The sequence below is a fragment of the Mesorhizobium sp. LMG 17147 genome (assembly GCF_024297145.1).
Taxonomy (GTDB): Bacteria; Pseudomonadota; Alphaproteobacteria; order Rhizobiales; family Rhizobiaceae; genus Mesorhizobium.
Genome location: NZ_JANCTC010000006.1, coordinates 242,661 through 261,182, shown reverse-complemented (window position 1 = coordinate 261,182; position 18,522 = coordinate 242,661). Strand labels below are relative to the sequence as shown.

Genomic DNA, 18,522 nt, shown 5'->3' with positions numbered 1-18,522 from the left:
GTAGAAGGCGCAAACAGCCTGCCGCCGCGCGACCGGGCGCGGCTGGCATCGGCTACCGCCGTTCTCAAGGAGCTCTGCGAACGCCTGGAAAGCTGTTTCGACCAGCCTCGGTGATGACCACGCCGCTCTCAAACAATTACCCTGTTTCCCGCCTGTCAGCAGGGCAACCTCAATCCGGCCGGCGGCGTCGCTCCCACCAGACGACGAAGCGGCGCCGGTGACGGCGCACCAACGCGAATTCGTAGGAGAGGACCAGCAATCCGATCGGCACCATCCAGAAACCCAGGATCGGCAGGAAGCCGAGAATGCCGCCGATGATCAGCACGACGCCGATCGCAATCCGGAGGCCGCGCGAGCGCGGCATGGTGAACTGGCGGCCGAAGACCGAGATTTTCCGGGCTGGTGGCTGGTCGTCGCTCATTGCCGTCATGTGAAATGTCGATCCGTTTGCATCAGTAGGCCATCACCCGGAGAAAGCCGCAACGGCCTTTTCCGTTCCGTGACAGGCGAGAGACAGCTCATATGAGGGCGCTTGCCGGCCACTGCCAGGAAGCCTCGCGCCAAAAAGCGTCGAAAAAATGCGAAATGCTTCTTTGCAAAGCCGAAACGGGTTTGCTATAGGCTGCCCCACTCACGCAAGAGCCTCTGTTCCCCGGTAGCTCAGTGGTAGAGCAACCGGCTGTTAACCGGTTGGTCGCTGGTTCGAATCCGGCCCGGGGAGCCAATCTTTTCAAAGACTTAGCCCATCCTAAAAAGCTCCGGAAAACGGCCGATCTACAGCATATCTACAGAATTTGGTTTCGCTATGCACCTGTTCTGATGATTGCCGCGATCAGCGTAACGGATGGCTTTGGACGAACTTCACCGTCGCCCAATGCCCTTTCACGGCGGTAATAGGGGGTCGATTCCCCTTGGGCGTGCCGAGTCGCAGCAGCATTCGCCCACAAAACCGCAATCTGTCGCCTGATTTGGGCTACGATGCGCGAAGGTTGTGTGGATGGCTCTCAAGTCATCATCCATCGATGAACAGCTAGGCGGATGATCCCATGCCCCGCAAGACGAAGCGCCAGAAAAGGCACGAAGACGAACACACGCATCTCGCCATCAGAGTAGAACACTGCGAGGCGAGCGTCGAAGCTGCCGTCAACTACAGCGTCTACATGCCGGAGTCCACCTGGAACTCAGATGATGACGACCCACTGTATCGGTTCGCTACTCGACTGACGGTCGCCGGAATATCCACCTGCCCGGAGGAACGGGCGGGCGACACCTATGAGGTCACAATCTATGGCGACAACTTGGACTCAGGCGACATTCGTGCGACGCTCAAGGATGTGCAGGAGCGCGACGAGTATGGCTCGCCCAAATATCGTCAATACCGCGGTAGGCAGATCCCGATCTACAAGCCACCTCCGGGCACGGGGCTCATGGACAAGATCCGCGGTGAGCCACGCTGGACAGCTTGGCTTCGTGTCTCACCACGCTTTACCAGCGACGCACTCGCGCTGCTGAGCAACGGACGAGCTCTGTTCCTGGCTATACACGAGCGCAAAACGAACCGCACGCGCTGGGTACAGAGCGCGAGCTTGCAAACGACCGTCCCTGCAGAAGAATAGACCTTGGGACGGGAGACGGCGCTCTGGAAGGCCGTGCCACATAAGGCATCGGTCTTGAAATTTGCTCGATAGCGTCCCTCCCCTTGCATCGGCCGCGATGCCGGCCGAGGTCTCAGATCTGTCGGCGGTACCTTGGCTTATTTGAGGATTTTCACTCGGCCATAGAGCTTTCTGAGACTGTCGTCGGACATATCTATGATCGGCTCGTACATAAACGAGTTCACATGGATGTTCTCCGGTGTCATGAGTGCCACTCGATCGAGGACTGCGATACTCTCGGTCTCGCCCGGAAACTTGGTCTTGTAGAGCTTTATGAGTTTTGCGGTTTGCTTCTCATCAATCGCGGCCACCGCTGCCGGATCGGCGATCCTGTCGATCATGAAGCGTTCAGCAAGCAGCCGGATTGCAATAGCCAGAACCACCTTGTTCTCCAAGCCCCCGCCAGGATTCGCCACGGAGTCCTCTGCCTGCGCGATGATCAGGTCATAAATAAGATCGGTGGGATTATCCGACTTATCGGCGGTCTGACAAAGGTCATTGTAGATCTTGTCAATGTCGGCCACCCTTATCTTATCACTATCTCCCTTCCAGTGAAGCATGGATGTTAACTTTATAAATACGGGTGACTTCTCTCCAACAGTCATTTCTACGAGATTTCGCAAAAATGGGATGCAGGCGATTTTCTTCTTGTTCTCCTTAAAGAAGGCTAGCTTCCAGTCTCTAGTAAATATATTCCTAATTCCGAGGGCTTGAGTTAACGTGATGCCTGTATCGCCGCGCAATGCTATTAGGCAGGCCTTGTAGTTAACGAAACGGCTCTCAATTGTTCTAAAGAAATCAAAGTTATGAGTCATTATTATTAGTTTAAAAAGCCCATCCTCGCTGATGTCTTTAAGGTATTCAATAATCGCGTACTTATTCTGATAATCAAACGAGTCGGCGATATCGTCAACTACGATGAGCGTTTCGGTCTTGTTTTTAATGCGCGTCTCAATCTCGAATATGACATTGAGGATGTAGAACGCCTTTCGCTCTCCGGTGCTGAGAGATTGAAGGAGGTCGCTTTTTTGCAGTTCCGCAGTTTCCTGGCCGTCGATATAGGTGAATCCCAGTTCAATAATTGATGTCTGCCCGAGCGTAACCTCAGCTTCGTTCTTGGCCTCTAGCTTGAAGGGCACAACGAATCGATCATTGAATATTTCAATAACCTTTTTCCACTGGCTCTGTTGTGCTTTGGCAGCCTTCTCAAGCACCTTCCGCCTAGCAGCGGCGGCGTCATACTTCGCCATCCAGTCGGTATAGAGAGCTTCGTTCGTCTTTAGGTACGACTTAAGAACGTCCTGACGCAGGCGCTCCGGATTGGCCATTCTCGCCAGTAAGGCCTCTTCGTCCTTTATGTAGTCGCAAAATGCTCGGAGCTCTGCATTCTTCTGCAATTGTTTTGCTACATCATCGAACTTTTTGCGAAGCTTTGCATCGGATAGGATTGCGTCCTTCTCCTCCGCGATCACCCCTTCTAGCTCGATCTCATTGGTGATTTCCCGATTCCCAGATGCCGAATTCAGGTTTACGGTGTGCTTGGCATCAAAGAAACCGTTGTCGGTTAGACTTTTGGCTATCTGGCCGGCGTTGTAGTAGTCAAACGTACCACGCTTGAAGTAGGTGGACGACGCCAAAAGGTCATTATACTGCTTCATATAATCCCGAACGGCGCTTTTCAGATCCTTCGTGTTTAGTGCCGCCATAACTTTGTCATTGAAAATCGTGTCATACGGAACAGCAGCAAACAAATTATCTTTTTGCTCTTCCACCTCTCGCTTCACGCGTATCAACGCCTGATCGAATTCGGTCTGACTCTGCATAATTGCAGCAGATATCTCTTCCTCAGGATTCTTCTTGGTGCCTGATTGCGCTTTAATGGCCGCGACCAAGGCCGTTCTAGCGTCCGCCGTCGCACGAAGTAGATCGTCATATTCACGCTTCATCTTCGGATCGAGCAGCAGCGTGGAGGTTTTTGCAGTGATGCCTAGTTCTTGGTCATAGGGGATTACCACAAGCACCCTGTCGCCATCGATCTCCGCCCCGCTCTCATCGATGACATGACGCTCTGTTTTGCGAGTTTTGAAAATGCGATCCTCGGACGGCCTGTTGGCCGCCACGTCTTGGAACGTTTTCGCAAGGGACGATTTCATCACGCCGTTAGGGGCGTAAAGGGCGTAGGCTCGGGTCTTGCTGAAATCAAAATCTCGCTGAAGGGACTTAATCCCGTAGCAATTTTTCAGGTCGACTTTGACGTGATCCATGAATCCCCCCTCGGCGATAGGAGGGCATCATGCAGTTTTTCTCATCGTAGTCACGCAGATCGTGCCTGCAGACATTTTGGGGGGAATGGCGGCGGCCCAACCCGGCAGGGAGTCATTCACGTATCCTATCGAGGCGAGCGAGCCGAGGAATTCCTGAGGCCGACGAAGACACGTCTATAACGCACTAGGTGCTTGTCCATTAGTCAGGTAGTGGCCTAAGCCTGTGTTCACTATGGGGGAATCACGATGACACTCTCTTGGAATGAGGTTCGTATTCGGGCTTCGGTCTTCGCTAAGGAAAATGCCGATAGCCACTACGAAAAGGGGGAGACCCAGACCTTCTACAATGAATTCTTTGAGGTCTTCGGGGTCAAGCGCAAGCGCGTGGCGGTATACGAAAAGCAGGTCAAAAAGCTGGACGATAAGACGGGGTTTATTGACTTGTTCTGGCCTGGGCAGCTCGTTATCGAGCAGAAGAGCGCCGGCAAAAATTTGGAGAAGGCGAACGCGCAGGCCCTGGACTACTGTTCGACGCTGAAAGACAAGGAATTCCCGCGCTACATCCTTGTGTGCGATTTTCAGACCTTCCGCCTTTACGATCTTCAGGAGGGTAAAGACTGGTCCTTTAAGCTTTCAGAGCTGCCTGAAAAGGTCGAGCTCTTCGGCTTCATACTGGGCCGCGAGACGAAGACCTATTCTGATCAACCCGCAGCGAATATCGAGGCAGCCGAGCTTATGGGGGCTGTCCACGACGCCCTAGAAAAGTCCGGCTACAAGGGTCATGACCTTGAGCAGTTTCTCGTCCGGCTTCTGTTTTGCTTGTTCGCTGACGATACGGGTATCTTTGAACCCAAGGGCATCTTCGAATCATGGTTGCGGGACCGGACCAGCGAAGATGGATCGGGGCTCGGCGGGCAGCTAGCGGAGCTATTCCAAGTCCTCGACACACCGATCAAAGACCGCACGACCACACTAGATGAGGACCTTGCACAGTTCCCGTACGTGAATGGCGACTTATTCAAGCACCCTCTAAGGATTCCCGCCTTCAACTCCGAAATGCGCAACGCACTGATCGAGGCGTCCGAGTTCAAGTGGGAAACCGTTTCGCCCGCCATCTTCGGCTCTCTCTTCCAGTCCGTAATGAATAAGGACGAACGTCGCAAACTGGGGGCGCACTACACGTCTGAGAAAAACATCCTGAAGGTCATAGGGCCTCTTTTCCTCGATGAACTGCGTGTTGACCTTCAACGCATTGTCGCCCTCAAGCGTGGCCGAACGCATGAACTGACTGCCTTCCATGAGAGGCTTCGAAAAATCACGGTCTTCGACCCTGCATGCGGCTGCGGCAACTTCCTGATCATAGCCTACCGTGAACTGCGGGCGCTGGAGCTTCAAGTACTGCGAGAACTCCGAAAGAGCAGCCAGCTAGTGCTAGACGCGACCGTCTTCTCGAAGGTGGATGTGGACCAGTTCTACGGCATCGAGATGGAGGAGTTTCCGGCCCGTATCGCTGAGGTCGCGATGTGGATGATGGACCATATCATGAATTCCAAGCTGGGCGTTGAAGTGGGCCAAGTTTTCACTCGCATCCCTCTGAAGAAGTCACCTCATATCTTGGCAGACAATGCGCTACAGACGGATTGGGCTAAGTTTCTGCACCCCGATCACTGCAGCTACATTCTTGGCAACCCTCCTTTTATCGGCCACCAATATCGCTCTAAGGAGCAAAAGGAAGACATGCACCGCGTATGGGGCAGAGCCGGCTCCGTGAACCGCCTGGATTACGTCACTTGCTGGTTCAAGCTCGCTGCAGACTACGCCAAGGTCAATCCCAAGATTCGGATCGGGCTGGTATCCACCAACTCGATCACACAAGGAGAACAGGCCAGTATTTTGTGGCCGCAGTTGTTCAAGGACGGCCTGTCTATCTTTTTTGCTCATCGGTCATTCCAGTGGAACAGTGAGGCGCGAGGCACGGCGGCGGTGCATTGCGTAATTACCGGCATGACCCGAGGGCCTGTCGGTGACCATCAGATCTTCGACTACGCCCATGCGAAATCAGACCCGCAAGTCTCGACGGTCAAGCGCATAAACGGCTACCTAATCGACGGTCCGGACTATGCCGTGCCGCGCCGAAGCAAGCCGCTACCGGGGATGCTGAAGATGCACAAGGGGAGCCAGCCGACGGACGGTGCTCGCGTCAAGAAACCGAACGGCGGATACGTGACTTACAGCAATCTCATCCTCGACGAGGAGCAACGGCAGTTGTTCCTGGCAACGGAACCGGTTGGCAAGAAATGGCTGCGACCTTACGTCGGCGGCGACGAGTTGCTTTCCGGAATTTGGCGGTGGTGTCTATGGCTCAAGGACGTTCCGGCTTCCGAGCTCAAGGCCTCCAAACCTCTAGCGGAGCGATTGGAAAGGGTGCGAAAAGGCCGTCTCGCCAGCGACACCGCCAGCGTCCGGAAAATGGCCAAATCGCCCACACTCTTCACCCAAGATCGCCAGCCAGACACAAAATACCTCTGCGTCCCGGAAGTATCTTCGGAGCACCGAGAGTACGTGCCTTGGGCTATGCTGCCGCCTACGGTCATCGCGTCGAATAAGCTGCAGTTAATCGTTGGTGGAGATATGGTCTATTTCGCCATCCTGTCATCAGCAATGCACATGGCGTGGATGCGTACTGTCGCGGGACGTCTGGAGAGCCGCTACAGCTACTCTCCAGCGGTTTACTACTCGTTCCCCTGGCCCGATCTGGATACCACCGACCGCGCGAAGTTGACCAAGCTGGCGCAAGCGCTAATCGAGGTGCGGAAGGCGAAGGCCCCCGAGCCGTTGTCGGCACTGTATGACCCTGACTACATGCCGGCTGATCTGCGCAAGGCCCATGCAGCCTTAGACACGGCGGTGGATCGACTGTATCGGCGGAAGGCTTTCGCTAGCGAACGCGAGCGCGTGGAGCATCTGTTCGAACTATACGAATCTCGCGTGGCGCCGCTCGCTACGACTTTCACAAAGCGGAAGGCGCGAGTGAAGGCATTGGCCTAGAGGCCGCTCCATCTCAGATGCGCAACTGACGGGCGTAGCTCCTAGACCCACATGGAGTTCCCGCCGGCATTTTAGTCCTTCTCCCAAAAATCCAGCAGCCTTGCGTGTCGCAGCTTCTCTTTGCCCTTGAGGGGCTTGACCCGGCCGACCAGTCCCGGCTTCAGCCATTCGGCCTTGTCCTTCTTATGCCCCTTCGGGACGAGGCCGCCGACCCTGCCCTGCACGCGATCCCACAGCGCTTTCCGCTTGTCGGCTTGGAAGGCTACGAACGCGCCGCCTTTGTAATGGCCCTTTTCAGCGATGATCACCTGCGCAGTTGTGTGTTGCCGCGTACGCCTCGAACGCCTGCCTCCCCTTTGCGGCCCAAAGCTCGCGGGAGTGTTCACCCTGATCGTTTTTGAGCTTGTCGGCCATCCAGAGCAGAGCGCCGAGGATGGTGGCGCGATCATCGCCGGTGAGGTCCACAATCCCGGCCTTGATCACCAGGCCGCCCAGTTCGATCAGATGCCGCGTGCGCTTGCGGCGCTCGACCTGCCATGTGCGCATATCATGCCGCGCCTGTGCCGCCTGATAGCGGTTGTGCGCCGCCCGATTGCGTCGGAGCGCCGCGAGTGTCGCGCTCAGATGCCGAAGCAGATCGCTGCGAACGGCTCTGGAAAAACGTCGCACCGCGTTTTGCCCATGCCTCCCGCTTTCCGGCTTCTTTCGTCTCGGCAATTGCAACCAGCGCGCCGGCCAGTTCGTCGCTGCTGAGCTGATCGGCGCCTGCGGCGATCACCAGTTCGCCTAGTTGCTGCACCTTTCGCGTTTTGAGTTCTCGCGCTTTTTCTTCCAGCGCCTTCAATTCGGCGTCGAAGTCTCGTGGTTTGCGCATGGCTGTCTCCATTGATTGTCGATCTCTGGATGATAGTTGAGCGCCCGCCGGAAGGCTCCAGGGTTGCCGAGACAGCCCGGGACGGGCTGGTCCATCCCGAGATTTTTTCGAGGGAGGGCGCGCTTATACGTCGTGCCGACGTCCGCTTTGACGTGCAAATGATCCTGTCGCGATGGCGATCTATCATCTTCACGTCAAGGTCATTGGCCGCAAGGCTGGGAGCAGTGCTGTGGCGTCGGCCGCCTACCGTTCGGCATCGCGGTTGCGTGACGAGCGGATCGAGCGCAGCCATGATTTTTCAGCCAAAAGCGGTGTCGTCCATTCCGAGGTGATGCTGCCGGAGGATGCACCGGAGGCTTGGCGCGACCGCGAACGGCTGTGGAACGATGTCGAGGCGTTCGAGGTGCGCAAGGATGCTCAGCTCGCTCGCGAGGTCGAGTTTGCGCTGCCGCGAGAACTCAGCCAGGCGCAAGGCATTGAGTTGGCGCGCGACTTCGTGCAGGCCGAGTTTGTCAGCAAGGGCATGGTCGCCGATCTCAATGTGCATTGGGACAGGGCAGAGGATGGTAGTCCCAAGCCGCACGCTCATGTCATGCTGACCATGCGGTCCGTGGACGAGAATGGTTTTGGCGCCAAGGTTCGAGACTGGAATGCTACCGAGATGGTCGAGCGCTGGCGCGAGCGATGGGCGGAGCTTGCAAATGAACGCCTGGCCGAACTCGACATCGACGCCCGCATCGATCATCGCAGTCTGGAAGCGCAGGGTATTTTATTGGAGCCGCAATCCCAGATCGGTGCGCCAGCCCAGCGCATCGAGGGCAGCAGCCTCGACCCTTCCGGCGTTGAAGCCGATCGCGCCGAACTGCATCGCGAGATCGCGCGCAACAATGGCGCGCGTATCATTGCCGATCCTTCCGTGGCGCTCGATGCCATCACGCAACAGCAATCGACCTTTACCCGAAAGGACATCGCGAAGTTTGCGCACCGCCACAGCGACGGCGTGGAGCAGTTCAACACGGTGATGGGAGCCATCAGCAACGCGCCCGACCTTATCGAACTGGGCAAGGACGGGCGTGGAGAAAATCGCTTCACCACCCGGCAGATGATTGATACCGAACAACGCCTACACCGCGCGGCGGAGTGCATGGCGGGGGAGGAGCGACACGCGGTGAGTAACGCACATCGCGAGGCAGCGCTGGCGCGGGCTGCGCAACACGGCCTTGTCCTGTCCGGCGAGCAGTCCGAAGCGCTGGATCACATCATAGGTGGCAGCGGTCTTGGTGTCGTTGTCGGCTTTGCCGGGACGGGCAAGAGCGCCATGCTGGGCGTTGCGCGCCAGGCATGGGCAGCGGCGGGCTACGAGGTTAGAGGCGCCGCACTCTCCGGTATCGCGGCCGAGAATCTGGAAGGCGGATCAGGCATCTCGTCACGCACCATCGCCAGTATGGAGCACAGCTGGGGACAGGGCCGCGATCTGCTCACCACGCGCGATGTCCTGGTGATCGATGAGGCCGGCATGGTCGGCACGCGCCAGTTGGAGCGCGTGCTCTCCCATGCTGCAGACGCTGGCGCGAAGGTCGTCCTGGTTGGCGATCCGCAGCAGTTGCAGGCGATCGAGGCCGGCGCTGCATTCCGTTCGATCCACGAACGCCATGGCGGCGTCGAGATCGGCCAGGTGCGACGGCAGCGCGAGGACTGGCAGCGCCATGCGACGCGCGATCTGGCAACCGGCAGGATCGACGCCGCGATCAGCGCCTATGAAGCGCTAGGCATGGTTCACCAGGCTGCTTCGCGCGACGAGGCGCGCAGCGATCTTGTCGAGCGCTGGGATCGCGACAGGCAGACAGCGCCTGAAGCAAGCCGGATCATTCTCACCCACACAAACGACGAAGTGCGCGCGCTCAACGAGGCAGCGCGCGAGCGCATGCGCGCTGCCGGCGATCTCGGCGACGATGCGCGGGTGGATGTCGAACGCGGTGCAAGAAACTTCGCGAGCGGCGATCGCGTCATGTTCCTGCGCAACGAGCGCGGGCTCGGCGTCAAGAACGGCACGCTCGGTGTGATCGAAGAGGTCAACACACAGAGCATGACGGCGCGCACCGATGACGGTCGTTCGGTCCGCTTTGACCTGAAAGACTATGCCCACATCGACCACGGCTATGCGGCAACCATCCACAAGGCGCAAGGCATGACTGTCGACCGCATTCATATCCTGGCGACGCCGGGCATGGACGCGCATGGCAGCTACGTTGCCCTATCGCGGCATCGAGACGGGATGAACCTGCATTATGGGGGCGATGACTTTGCCACACGGGATCGGCTGGTCAGCGCCCTGTCACGCGACCGAGCCAAGGACATGGCGTTGGATTACGAGCAGATCGACCCGGCGCAGAGCTATGCCGAGCGGCGCGGCATCACGTTCCGCGAGCGCGTGGTCGAGATAGTGCGCCGGATTGTTCCTGAAAAGCTGCGCGACAGGATCGGCGAGCTGCTGGACGGATTGCGCTCGCCCGCAGACGCCGAGCCCGGCCAGGACCGTGGGCGCGGGCCGGAAAGGGAGAATGTTGGGGCGTTAAGCGCAGACGGCGGCGCGGCACCTGAAAGAGATGTTTCGGTCAGGGGACCGCAGCGCGACACGGACGCGACGGTGAGCCCCGAAGCGGCGCTGCGCCGCGCTCGCACGAACGCGCTTGTGCGTCACGCGCGCGCCATTGACGCGATCCTGAGCAGCGGAAATGTGAATGGACAGGGCAGCCCCGAGCAGATGCGCGAGTTGCGGGATGCCCGCAGCGCTTTCGAGAAGGTCCGGCCGCATGGCTGGCGCGATGCCGAAGCTGCTTATGTCAAGAACCACGAGCTGGTTCGTGAAGCGACGGCCGGCCGGGTCAATCGAATCGTGCTGGCTCTCCAGCTTGAAACCGAAATCCGCACCGGACAGGATATCAATCCGGGCCGCCGCGCAGACCGTTTCGTGGAACGTTGGCAAAAGCTCGAGCGAACGAGCCAGGGCCAATACCAAGTCGGCGACATGTCGGGTTTCAAGTCAACCCGCGCGGCCATGTCCGACATGGCCAAGAGACTCGAACGCGATCCGCAACTCGAATCGATCCTCGCCAACCGCAAGCGCGAGCTTGGCATTCATACCGATTCCGGCCGGCGCCTCGCCGCGGAACTCGCATTCAGCCATGGCATCGGCAGGGGACGCGGCATTGGGATCTGAACACGTCCGATTCGCAGCCGTTTCCACGCTGGGGCAAGACGACCCGGAAAACCCTCTTGCGCGTACGCAAGTGCCTGTCGTCTCTGGATCAGGAGCAATCAGAACCAACCAGCAAGAGGCAGTGCGACCATGCCTGAACCAGACCGGATCATCCGCCTGAAAACCGTCCTTTTCCGGACCGGCCTGTCTCGGTCCACGATCTATCGCAAGATCGCCGAAGGCACCTTTCCACGCCAGATACAGATCAGTATCCACGGTGCAGGCTGGCACGAATCCGACATCAATCGCTGGATCACCAATCCCCTCTCGTGGCGTACGCAAGACCATGGCGACAAGTTGTGATGAGGGTGATGCACACTGCGCGGAAAGCTGGCCCTCATTCGAGACGCAGCGGTCACGGCGGCAGGGTTACTGCCATGTCCGTCAGGAGCGCCGCCGAGGCGAGCAAAAACGGCAAACCAGAAACGATGGTCGGCCTCGCGCTCATCAAGATGGCTTGCTCAAGCAGGGCAACTTTGGAGCGAAGCGGCCGTGATGGGCTGCCTCCGATCCGGCTTTCTTCGAAGCAGGCTGCATCCTCACCGCCTATAAGGTCCGTCGGCTAACGATTGCCCGATCGATCGAGATCATCGCCGGATCGATATTTATGGTGGCGGGCGAGGTCATCCAGCACAGATCGGATATGCGGCCAGGGGAAATCGTCTGGATGTTCCCAGTGCTCACCGTCACGCAGGATGACCTTGAGCTTGGCCAAAATGCCTTCTATGGACGTGGCCGCTGTCTGCGGTAGATCATCTAGAAGTTCGCTTTCGGCTGTTTCCGATTGCCGGATCAGTTCGTCTGTTCTCGAATAGCCGGTCTCAGCATCAGCAGCGTCCCAGCGCGCCTGGTGCGCCGCGAAATCCGCGAGCGCCCTGCCCCATTCGACTTCGTTTTCAGGAGAGTAGGCATCGTTCAGGCTCTCGATGGAATGGAGTGTCACGTCCGTACCATCGGCAAGCCGCACCTTGGCGCAGGGAAAGCCGACCGTCCTGGCGAGGTATGTCTCCAACCGCTGCTGTTCGCGGCACAGCGCAAGTGTCTCATCGTGGATCTTTTGCCAGTTCCCACACAGACGAAGAGCAGGATCGGCCGCACTGCTGCCGTCCGTCGGTTCGGCGGCTCGCGACTTTACCTGGAAAGGCCATGCCAGTGCGACCGTCGCCGTGCCCGCCAGCAAGCGCCGCCGGGTGACGAACGGCAAACTCATGCTATTGTCGGAATCAGCCATGATCCGAGCTCCCTGAAGCTTAGGTTGTGGTCAGGCCGGAGTGGGTGTTCGAGCACCTTCCGGCCGTCTTTTGTGGATTGATAGACTACAGGTCGGAACGTGGACGGGCAACAGAAATCATCACCCTGTGATGAAATACATCCTGTCCAGTGCAGGATGGCGAGGGCGGCGCTTGGCTGGGGAGTGCGTGAATTGGCCGAAGCAGCGCAAGTTGCCACGCAAACGATTACTCGTCTGGAACAAGGCGATCGCCTCAAACCCAAAACGCTTCAAGCGGTACGTGCCGCCTTTGAGGCGGCAGGAATCGAATTCATAGCAGAAAACGGCGGAGGCCCTGGTGTGCGCTTGGCCAGGCGAAATTAGAGGCGGCGGGCAGTGTGGGCCGGGCCTCGCTTGACGACGTATTTTTTCCAACCCGGAACGTTCGCGCTGGCGACTGCTGCTTCCTTGGGAACAGCAATCCTTCTTTGGGCGACACTTGCATTGAAAGGGTGGGAAATACAAACTTTGAACGGCGTCAGCCTTACGGAACGAGTGAACGCGTGGTGGTTCCGGGGCCTCTATTGGATGGGCACAATGCTAGTCGTCATGGCCGCAATTTGGGGCGTACGCTGACTGAGGCGCCCGCCAGAATCCATCTTGATACGTGTCCTTATTGTTTTGGCTGATATTCCCTTATACGAACGAAGTGCAGCAGGGAGTTAGAAAGTGATCGACCGGACAGAATCCGACAACGAGATGATCAGCCTCACAGCAGACATCGTCTCTGCATATGTTAGCAACAATCCCCTCCCCGCCGCCGGTCTTCCGGACTTGATAGCCTCAGTACATTCGTCCCTGTCTGGCATCGGCCATCCAGTATCGGCCGAACAGCCCAAACAGGATCCTGCGGTCAATCCTAAGCGCTCGGTATTTCCCGACTACCTCATCTGCCTTGAGGATGGGAAGAAATTCAAATCGCTGAAGCGGCACCTGGCGACCGATTATGGTCTGACGCCGGACGAATACCGCGTCAAATGGGGTTTGAAGGCCGATTATCCGATGGTGGCGCCGAACTACGCCGCTCAGAGATCAGCGTTGGCTAAGGCGTCGGGCCTTGGGCGGAAGCCGAGTACGAAGCCGGTAAAGAAGGCTTCGAAAAAATCGCGCTAGCTTTGTTTGTTGGACAGTTCTTGCGTCCACCGGCCCGTAGCGGCACCTCGCAGCCACTTCTCGGGTTGTTCCGGCATACGCTGAAATGAGGAGTACGCGCTTGGCATTCTCCTTGGACCGATATTCATCGAACTGCGGCATGATCTGGCGCATCATCACATGCTGGGATGCTCGCCCATCTCCTGCGTGATGGAGACGAGCCTGAGGCCCTCCCCGACAATCCATACGACGCGGCGGCAGTCAGGGTAACGCAACGCCCACCAAGCCGATCGGCACGATCTCAGCGCCACCGCTGACAATTCCGACCAATCGATCAGCCCAAAGGGCGAGTGCTTCTCGCTTTTCTCTCATGTAATCGTAGCGAGCATAAACGCGGCTAGTGATGCTAGCCTTCGTCGCGCTTACGTGATTCAAAACGTGGCCTATGACGAAAGGCGAGATGCCGAGTTCTTCCATATGCGTTGCCGCCGACCTACGAAGGTCGTGTGAGGTCCAAGGCTCAACGCCCAAGATCGTCGCTTTTCCGCGCTTCATGATCTCTTCACGCTTGATGGCCTTGGCGATCGCGGCACCGGTCACAGGCGCATAGGCTCCAGGTCCAGGGAAGACAAATGCGGGCATGGCCCTGCCCTTACGCTCGGCAAGCGCTTTCACGTCGGCAAGTTGGTCGCGAATGATCATAGCGGCGATTGGCGATAGTGGGACCGCATGCTCGCGTTTGTTCTTTGAACGTACAGATGGAATAGTCCACACCGACCTGTCGAGATCGAGTTCGTCAACTGTCATCCCGCAGATCTCGCCTACCCGCTGCGCGGTGACAAGACACAAGCGGATGACGCGCCTCGTCGACTCCCGCATATCACCGTGTGCCAAGGCTCCCCACATAGATCCGATCTCGTCGGCTGATAGCACACGATCGCGCTCAACTGTCTCGGTGGGCTTGCGCATGCCCTCGACGAGGTTCTGATCAAGGTCGCCCCTGCCTCTAGCCCATCGGATCATGGCGCGGACATCTTCGAAGAGCCTGTTCGCCTCAACGTCGGCGCCCCGGTCCTTCAGGGCGTCGATCGCTTTCGTAATATCGCGGCGATGCAGCTCGGAAAGCTTGACGTCGCCAATGCACCCCAGGGAACTCTTCTCCAACTTCCCGCCGTCGGCGTTCCGGCCGGAAACATTCTTGCGAAGGCGGCGGGCGATCTCGTCGCCCGAGCGCTTGGTCGAGGCGTGACGCTTGATGTAGTTGTCGACCAAGTCGGCAACGGTCTGGGAAGCGGCCTGCGCCTTCTTGTCGGCGACCGGGTCGCCTCCATCCCCCACCTTGGCGCGCGCATCCCGCGCGCGCTGGCGGGCTCCCCTGTCACCACCAAGCGATACATCCGGATAGGAGCCGAGTTTCAGCCATTGGCGTTTCGCCGGCGGGCCATAGACTAGATACCAGGACTTCGTCCCGCCTGCCGACGCACGCAAGACGAGCCCTTTTACGAGCGTGTCAAAGTAATCCACCTTTCGGCCAGATGTCGCCTTCGCAGACTGGCAAAGTTTGTCCGTAAGTTCGATCTGCGGCATCCGCACCTCGACCAACCGGTTCGCGTGATCTACACAATGATCTACAGAAACCCGCGCGCTTTGTCGAGATGTGATGCGACGATTTGAGACACAAAGGAGAAATAAATTATTTGAATTACAAAGACTTGCTATGTTTCAGGCTGTCGCAAGACGACGCAGAGAAACTCAATAGAAAACCTCTGTTAACCGGTTGGTCGCTGGTTCGAATCCGGCCCGGGGAGCCACCGCCTTTTCTACGCCATGGCACGATATTGAACGCTAGCGTGCCATTGTCGGAGCATTTCGCTCCGCTTCCCTACTGCTAGAACGGCTGATCAACAGTTATGAAGCCGATCGAAGGCAGTTTGGTTGGCATCGTGCCCTGCCCTCATCCGAGGCAGCAAAGGCCTCATCGGCAAATTTGACTGCCACTACCTAAGAGACGCAACGGCAGGATTGGGGCCGATACCGGACCGTCTGAAGTTAGCTATCTCTCTCCGGAAATCTGCTAATCGGCTGTCGCGTCACCCTTCGAAGGATGGTTTAGGGGACCGCTCGGCACACCGACAGACCGCAGCCAGCGCGATCAAATCCCCAGGTCAAACACCACCGTCTGCACCAGCCCGCCACCCGATTTGTTCTCCAACGTGATGGTTCCGCCATAGCGCTCGATGATCTCCTTCGCGATCGCAAGCCCCAGTCCCGCGCCCGGGATGAATTGTGTGCGCGCCGGATCGACCCGGAAGAACGGCTCGAAGGCTTTGTTCAGAAGGTCCGGCGGAATACCGGGGCCTCGGTCGGCGATGGTGAGAACTGCCTGGCCGCCCCGCCCCGTAAGCGAGACGGTGCAGCTCTTTCCGTGCGTCGCGGCGTTGACGATCAGGTTGCGCAGCGCCCGGCGCAGACCGAGCGCGCCGGCCTTGACCGACACATGCTCGAGATGGTCGATCGTCACAGCATGGCCGAGCGAGACCATCTCGACCTGAATGTCGCGAACCAGCCTGTCCAGCGCCACCGGCTCGACCGCGTCCTGGTTCACCTCTTCGCGCACAAGGCGAATGGCGCTGTCGGCAATGCGATCGAGCTCATCGAGGTCACTCAGCCACTTCTCGCGGTCTTCGTCGAGGAATTCGGCACGGAGCCGCATCCTGGTCATCGGGGTCCTGAGATCGTGGCCGGCCGCCGCGACCAGGCGCATGCGGCTCTCCATCGCCGTCTTCAATCTTGCCGACAGCTCGTTGAGCGCATGGGCCGTTGCCCTCATCTCGGCCGAGCCTTTCTCCGGCAAGGTCGCAAGCACGCCGTCCGAGCCGATCTTGCTGACGGCGGCTTCGAGCATTTCGAGCGGCCGCACCAGGACGCCGGTGAAATAGATCGACACCGGCGTGGCCCCGAGCACGATCAGCACCATCCAGCCCGCCAGCCCGTACCAGACATCGCGCGGCGGGCCGAAATCGGGAACGTCGACGATCATCCAGCGATGGTCGGGCAGCTCGACCGAAGCGACCATTCCCGGCACGCCTGCCTTGCGGCTGACCACGGCCGAAGCATTGAGCCCGTCGTGGCGCAGGATTTCGTTCAGCACCTTCGTGTGCTTGCGATCCTCGACGCCATCGGCCGGGCGATCGTTCACGACGACGGGCGCATCGCTTGAACTCGGCACATGGCCGGGAACCAGTTGCACCATATACTGGATCTGGTGGGCTAGCGGCCCCATGATAAGTTCGGGCGACGGCCCGCCGAGCACCTTGACCGCGACGAAGGTGGCGAGCCCGACCACGCCAAGGATCGACACGACCAGAAGGATGATCAGCCGCCGGCGCAGCGAAGTCATGCTTCGGTCTCCGCCGTCGGGACGCGGTACTCCGTCGTCTCGACCCGAGCCGTGAGTTGATAGCCGCCATTGCGCACCGTCTTGAACAACGCCTCCTCGCCCGCCTCGGCGAATTTCCGCCGCAGCCGGCTCATCAGTACATCGACGGAACGGTCGAGCGGCTCGCGCTCGCGCCCTTGCGTCAGGTCGAGCAGCTGGTCGCGCGAGAGCAGCCGGCCAGGCCGGTCGAGAAAGACCTGCAGCAGGTCGAACTCGGCGCCGGTAAGATCGATCAAGGCGCCGTCGGCATCCATCACCTTGCGCGTGTCCGGCTCCAGCCGGTAGCGGGCGAACTGGTAGACGCGCACCTTGGGCGGGGCGGCCTCCTCGGGCGCCGAGCGCCTGAGCACGGCGCGGATACGGGCCGAGAGCTCGCGCGGATTGAACGGCTTGCCGAGATAGTCGTCGGCGCCGAGCTCCAGGCCGATGATGCGGTCGACATCTTCCTTCAGCGCCGTCAGCAGGATGACCGGAATGTGCGGCTTGCGATCGCGCAAGCTCCGGCAGATGTCGAGACCCGAACCATCCGGCAGCATGACGTCGAGCACGATGAGATCGAACTGGCCGGAGCCGAGTTTCTGCTCGCATTCGCGCCGGTCCGCCGCCACCGACACGCGAAAGCCCTGCCCGTCGAGATAGCGTCCGAGCAGCGTCCTGATCTCGCGATCGTCGTCGACGACTAGGATGTGGGGTTGTGCCTGCATTCTTCGCCCGCTTGCCTTTTTGTTCCTGATTATAGGAAGCGACGCCGCCAAGCGGCATGGAAAATTGCAACGGAACGTTTCTGCAAAGCCGCTGGAAACATTCGGAAACAAATCTCCTTTTTCCGGAAACCTTCGGCAACGCGCCGAAGCAAAGCGGCAAAAGACGCTTCCTATCCTCCCTTCATCCGAAGCATGCAGGAAAGGATCACGTCATGCGAAGCAGACTTCTGGCGCTCGGCCTGTTCTCGGTCGCGGCCATCCACCCGGTGTTCGCGGCCCAGCCGGAGCCTGGCTCGGCACCCGGAGACGAGCCGCCGGCAATCGGCCGGCAGGACGATGCGGGCCCCGGCCCGATGAAGCCGTGGCCCGATCAGCGCTGGGCGATGCGTCAAGGCCCTGAGGAGTTCGGTCCGCGCCGCATGGGTCCGCCGCCGGAATTTCTCGCCGCCCGTCTCGCCGCGCTCGAAACCCGTATCGGCATCCGCTCCGAGCAGCTCGACGCCTGGCGCGACTATACCAGCGCGCTGCAGGCGATGCTGGCGCCGCCGCAGCGGCCCGATTTTGGTCCGCCCGGCCCCGCCGGTCGCGCGCTAGCCGCCGCCGGCGCCGGCGGCAGGCCGGACCAGGCAAGGCCCGATCAAGCAAGACATGACCCCTTCGCCTTCCAGGAAAAACTGGCCGACGAAGTGACCAAACGCGCCGCCTCGGCCGCCAAGCTCAAGGACGCCATTACCGAGCTGCGCACCAAGCTGACGCCCGAGCAGCTCGAAATACTCGCTTCGGCGGATCGGCCGCACGGCCCGCCCCCCGGTCCATGGGGTGATCCGCCGGATGCAGCCGGCCCCGGAGGTCTGCCTGATCACGGCGGACAGCTGCCTCCACCGCTACCCCGGAGTGGCGAGCAACTCTAACCGGCT

At 59.2% G+C, this 18,522-nt stretch carries 16 protein-coding genes and 1 tRNA gene; 8 read left to right on the top strand and 9 right to left on the bottom strand.

Annotation, left to right across the window (positions count from 1 at the left end; genetic code table 11):
- Positions 1 to 169 precede the first annotated feature (169 nt).
- Positions 170 to 430 (bottom strand): hypothetical protein, encoded by a 261-nt coding sequence (locus NMG46_RS14385; RefSeq protein WP_254818304.1) that lies wholly within the window; start codon positions 428 to 430, stop codon positions 170 to 172.
- Between the two features lie 219 nt (positions 431 to 649).
- On the opposite strand from NMG46_RS14385, the gene NMG46_RS14380 reads away from it, so the two are divergent.
- Together NMG46_RS14380 and NMG46_RS14375 are read left to right on the top strand one after the other, a co-directional pair.
- Positions 650 to 724 (top strand) — tRNA-Asn (locus NMG46_RS14380).
- A gap of 322 nt (positions 725 to 1,046) precedes the next feature.
- A complete protein-coding gene (locus NMG46_RS14375; RefSeq protein WP_254818303.1) occupies positions 1,047 to 1,616 on the top strand; it encodes a hypothetical protein in 570 nt (189 codons plus the stop codon).
- Between the two features lie 137 nt (positions 1,617 to 1,753).
- On the opposite strand, the gene NMG46_RS14370 is transcribed toward NMG46_RS14375, so the two are convergent.
- Positions 1,754 to 3,919, bottom strand: a complete 2,166-nt coding sequence (locus tag NMG46_RS14370) for a phage infection protein (RefSeq protein WP_254818302.1) — start codon at positions 3,917 to 3,919, stop codon at positions 1,754 to 1,756.
- Between the two features lie 246 nt (positions 3,920 to 4,165).
- On the opposite strand from NMG46_RS14370, the gene NMG46_RS14365 reads away from it, so the two are divergent.
- Positions 4,166 to 6,967 carry a DNA methyltransferase gene (locus NMG46_RS14365; protein ID WP_254818301.1) on the top strand — a complete coding sequence of 934 codons (2,802 nt, stop codon included), beginning with the start codon at positions 4,166 to 4,168 and terminating at the stop codon, positions 6,965 to 6,967.
- A gap of 71 nt (positions 6,968 to 7,038) precedes the next feature.
- Here the strand turns inward: NMG46_RS14365 and NMG46_RS14360 are convergent, their stop codons facing one another.
- The 3 genes from NMG46_RS14360 to NMG46_RS14350 are packed head-to-tail and all read right to left on the bottom strand — an operon-like array spanning position 7,039 to position 7,841.
- Positions 7,039 to 7,275, bottom strand: coding sequence for a hypothetical protein (locus NMG46_RS14360; RefSeq protein ID WP_254818300.1), 237 nt, complete (start codon positions 7,273 to 7,275; stop codon positions 7,039 to 7,041).
- Complete coding sequence (locus NMG46_RS14355; RefSeq protein ID WP_254818299.1) at positions 7,262 to 7,513, bottom strand: conjugal transfer protein TraD; 252 nt, start codon at positions 7,511 to 7,513, stop codon at positions 7,262 to 7,264. The genes NMG46_RS14360 and NMG46_RS14355 overlap by 14 nt, the downstream gene beginning before the upstream one ends.
- A 1-nt stretch (position 7,514) precedes the next feature.
- Positions 7,515 to 7,841 (bottom strand): conjugal transfer protein TraD, encoded by a 327-nt coding sequence (locus NMG46_RS14350; protein ID WP_254818298.1) that lies wholly within the window; start codon positions 7,839 to 7,841, stop codon positions 7,515 to 7,517.
- A 172-nt stretch (positions 7,842 to 8,013) separates the two neighbouring features.
- Here NMG46_RS14350 and traA point away from each other — a divergent pair, with 172 nt between their 5' ends.
- Positions 8,014 to 11,061, top strand: a complete 3,048-nt coding sequence (traA, locus tag NMG46_RS14345) for a Ti-type conjugative transfer relaxase TraA (RefSeq protein WP_254818297.1) — start codon at positions 8,014 to 8,016, stop codon at positions 11,059 to 11,061.
- A 129-nt stretch (positions 11,062 to 11,190) separates the two neighbouring features.
- Entirely contained in the window at positions 11,191 to 11,403 is a 213-nt protein-coding gene (locus NMG46_RS14340; protein WP_254818296.1) for an AlpA family transcriptional regulator, read from the top strand.
- 259 nt (positions 11,404 to 11,662) lie between these two features.
- Here NMG46_RS14340 and NMG46_RS14335 read toward each other — a convergent pair whose 3' ends face one another.
- Entirely contained in the window at positions 11,663 to 12,331 is a 669-nt protein-coding gene (locus NMG46_RS14335; protein WP_254818295.1) for a hypothetical protein, read from the bottom strand.
- Positions 12,332 to 12,487: 156 nt separating this feature from the next.
- On the opposite strand from NMG46_RS14335, the gene NMG46_RS14330 reads away from it, so the two are divergent.
- Together NMG46_RS14330 and NMG46_RS14325 are read left to right on the top strand one after the other, a co-directional pair.
- On the top strand, positions 12,488 to 12,694 hold the full coding sequence (locus NMG46_RS14330; protein ID WP_254818392.1) for a helix-turn-helix transcriptional regulator: 207 nt from the start codon (positions 12,488 to 12,490) through the stop codon (positions 12,692 to 12,694).
- A gap of 375 nt (positions 12,695 to 13,069) precedes the next feature.
- On the top strand, positions 13,070 to 13,483 hold the full coding sequence (locus tag NMG46_RS14325; RefSeq protein ID WP_254818391.1) for a MucR family transcriptional regulator: 414 nt from the start codon (positions 13,070 to 13,072) through the stop codon (positions 13,481 to 13,483).
- Between the two features lie 240 nt (positions 13,484 to 13,723).
- On the opposite strand, the gene NMG46_RS14320 is transcribed toward NMG46_RS14325, so the two are convergent.
- The 3 genes from NMG46_RS14320 to NMG46_RS14310 all read right to left on the bottom strand — a co-directional run bounded on the left by NMG46_RS14320 (position 13,724) and on the right by NMG46_RS14310 (position 17,605).
- Entirely contained in the window at positions 13,724 to 15,049 is a 1,326-nt protein-coding gene (locus NMG46_RS14320; RefSeq protein ID WP_254818294.1) for a site-specific integrase, read from the bottom strand.
- 565 nt (positions 15,050 to 15,614) lie between these two features.
- Entirely contained in the window at positions 15,615 to 16,862 is a 1,248-nt protein-coding gene (locus tag NMG46_RS14315; protein WP_254818293.1) for an ATP-binding protein, read from the bottom strand.
- Entirely contained in the window at positions 16,859 to 17,605 is a 747-nt protein-coding gene (locus NMG46_RS14310; protein ID WP_254818292.1) for a response regulator, read from the bottom strand. The genes NMG46_RS14315 and NMG46_RS14310 overlap by 4 nt, the downstream gene beginning before the upstream one ends.
- 212 nt (positions 17,606 to 17,817) lie before the next feature.
- On the opposite strand from NMG46_RS14310, the gene NMG46_RS14305 reads away from it, so the two are divergent.
- A complete protein-coding gene (locus tag NMG46_RS14305) occupies positions 17,818 to 18,516 on the top strand; it encodes a hypothetical protein (protein ID WP_254818291.1) in 699 nt (232 codons plus the stop codon).
- The last annotated feature ends 6 nt before the right edge of the window (positions 18,517 to 18,522 follow it).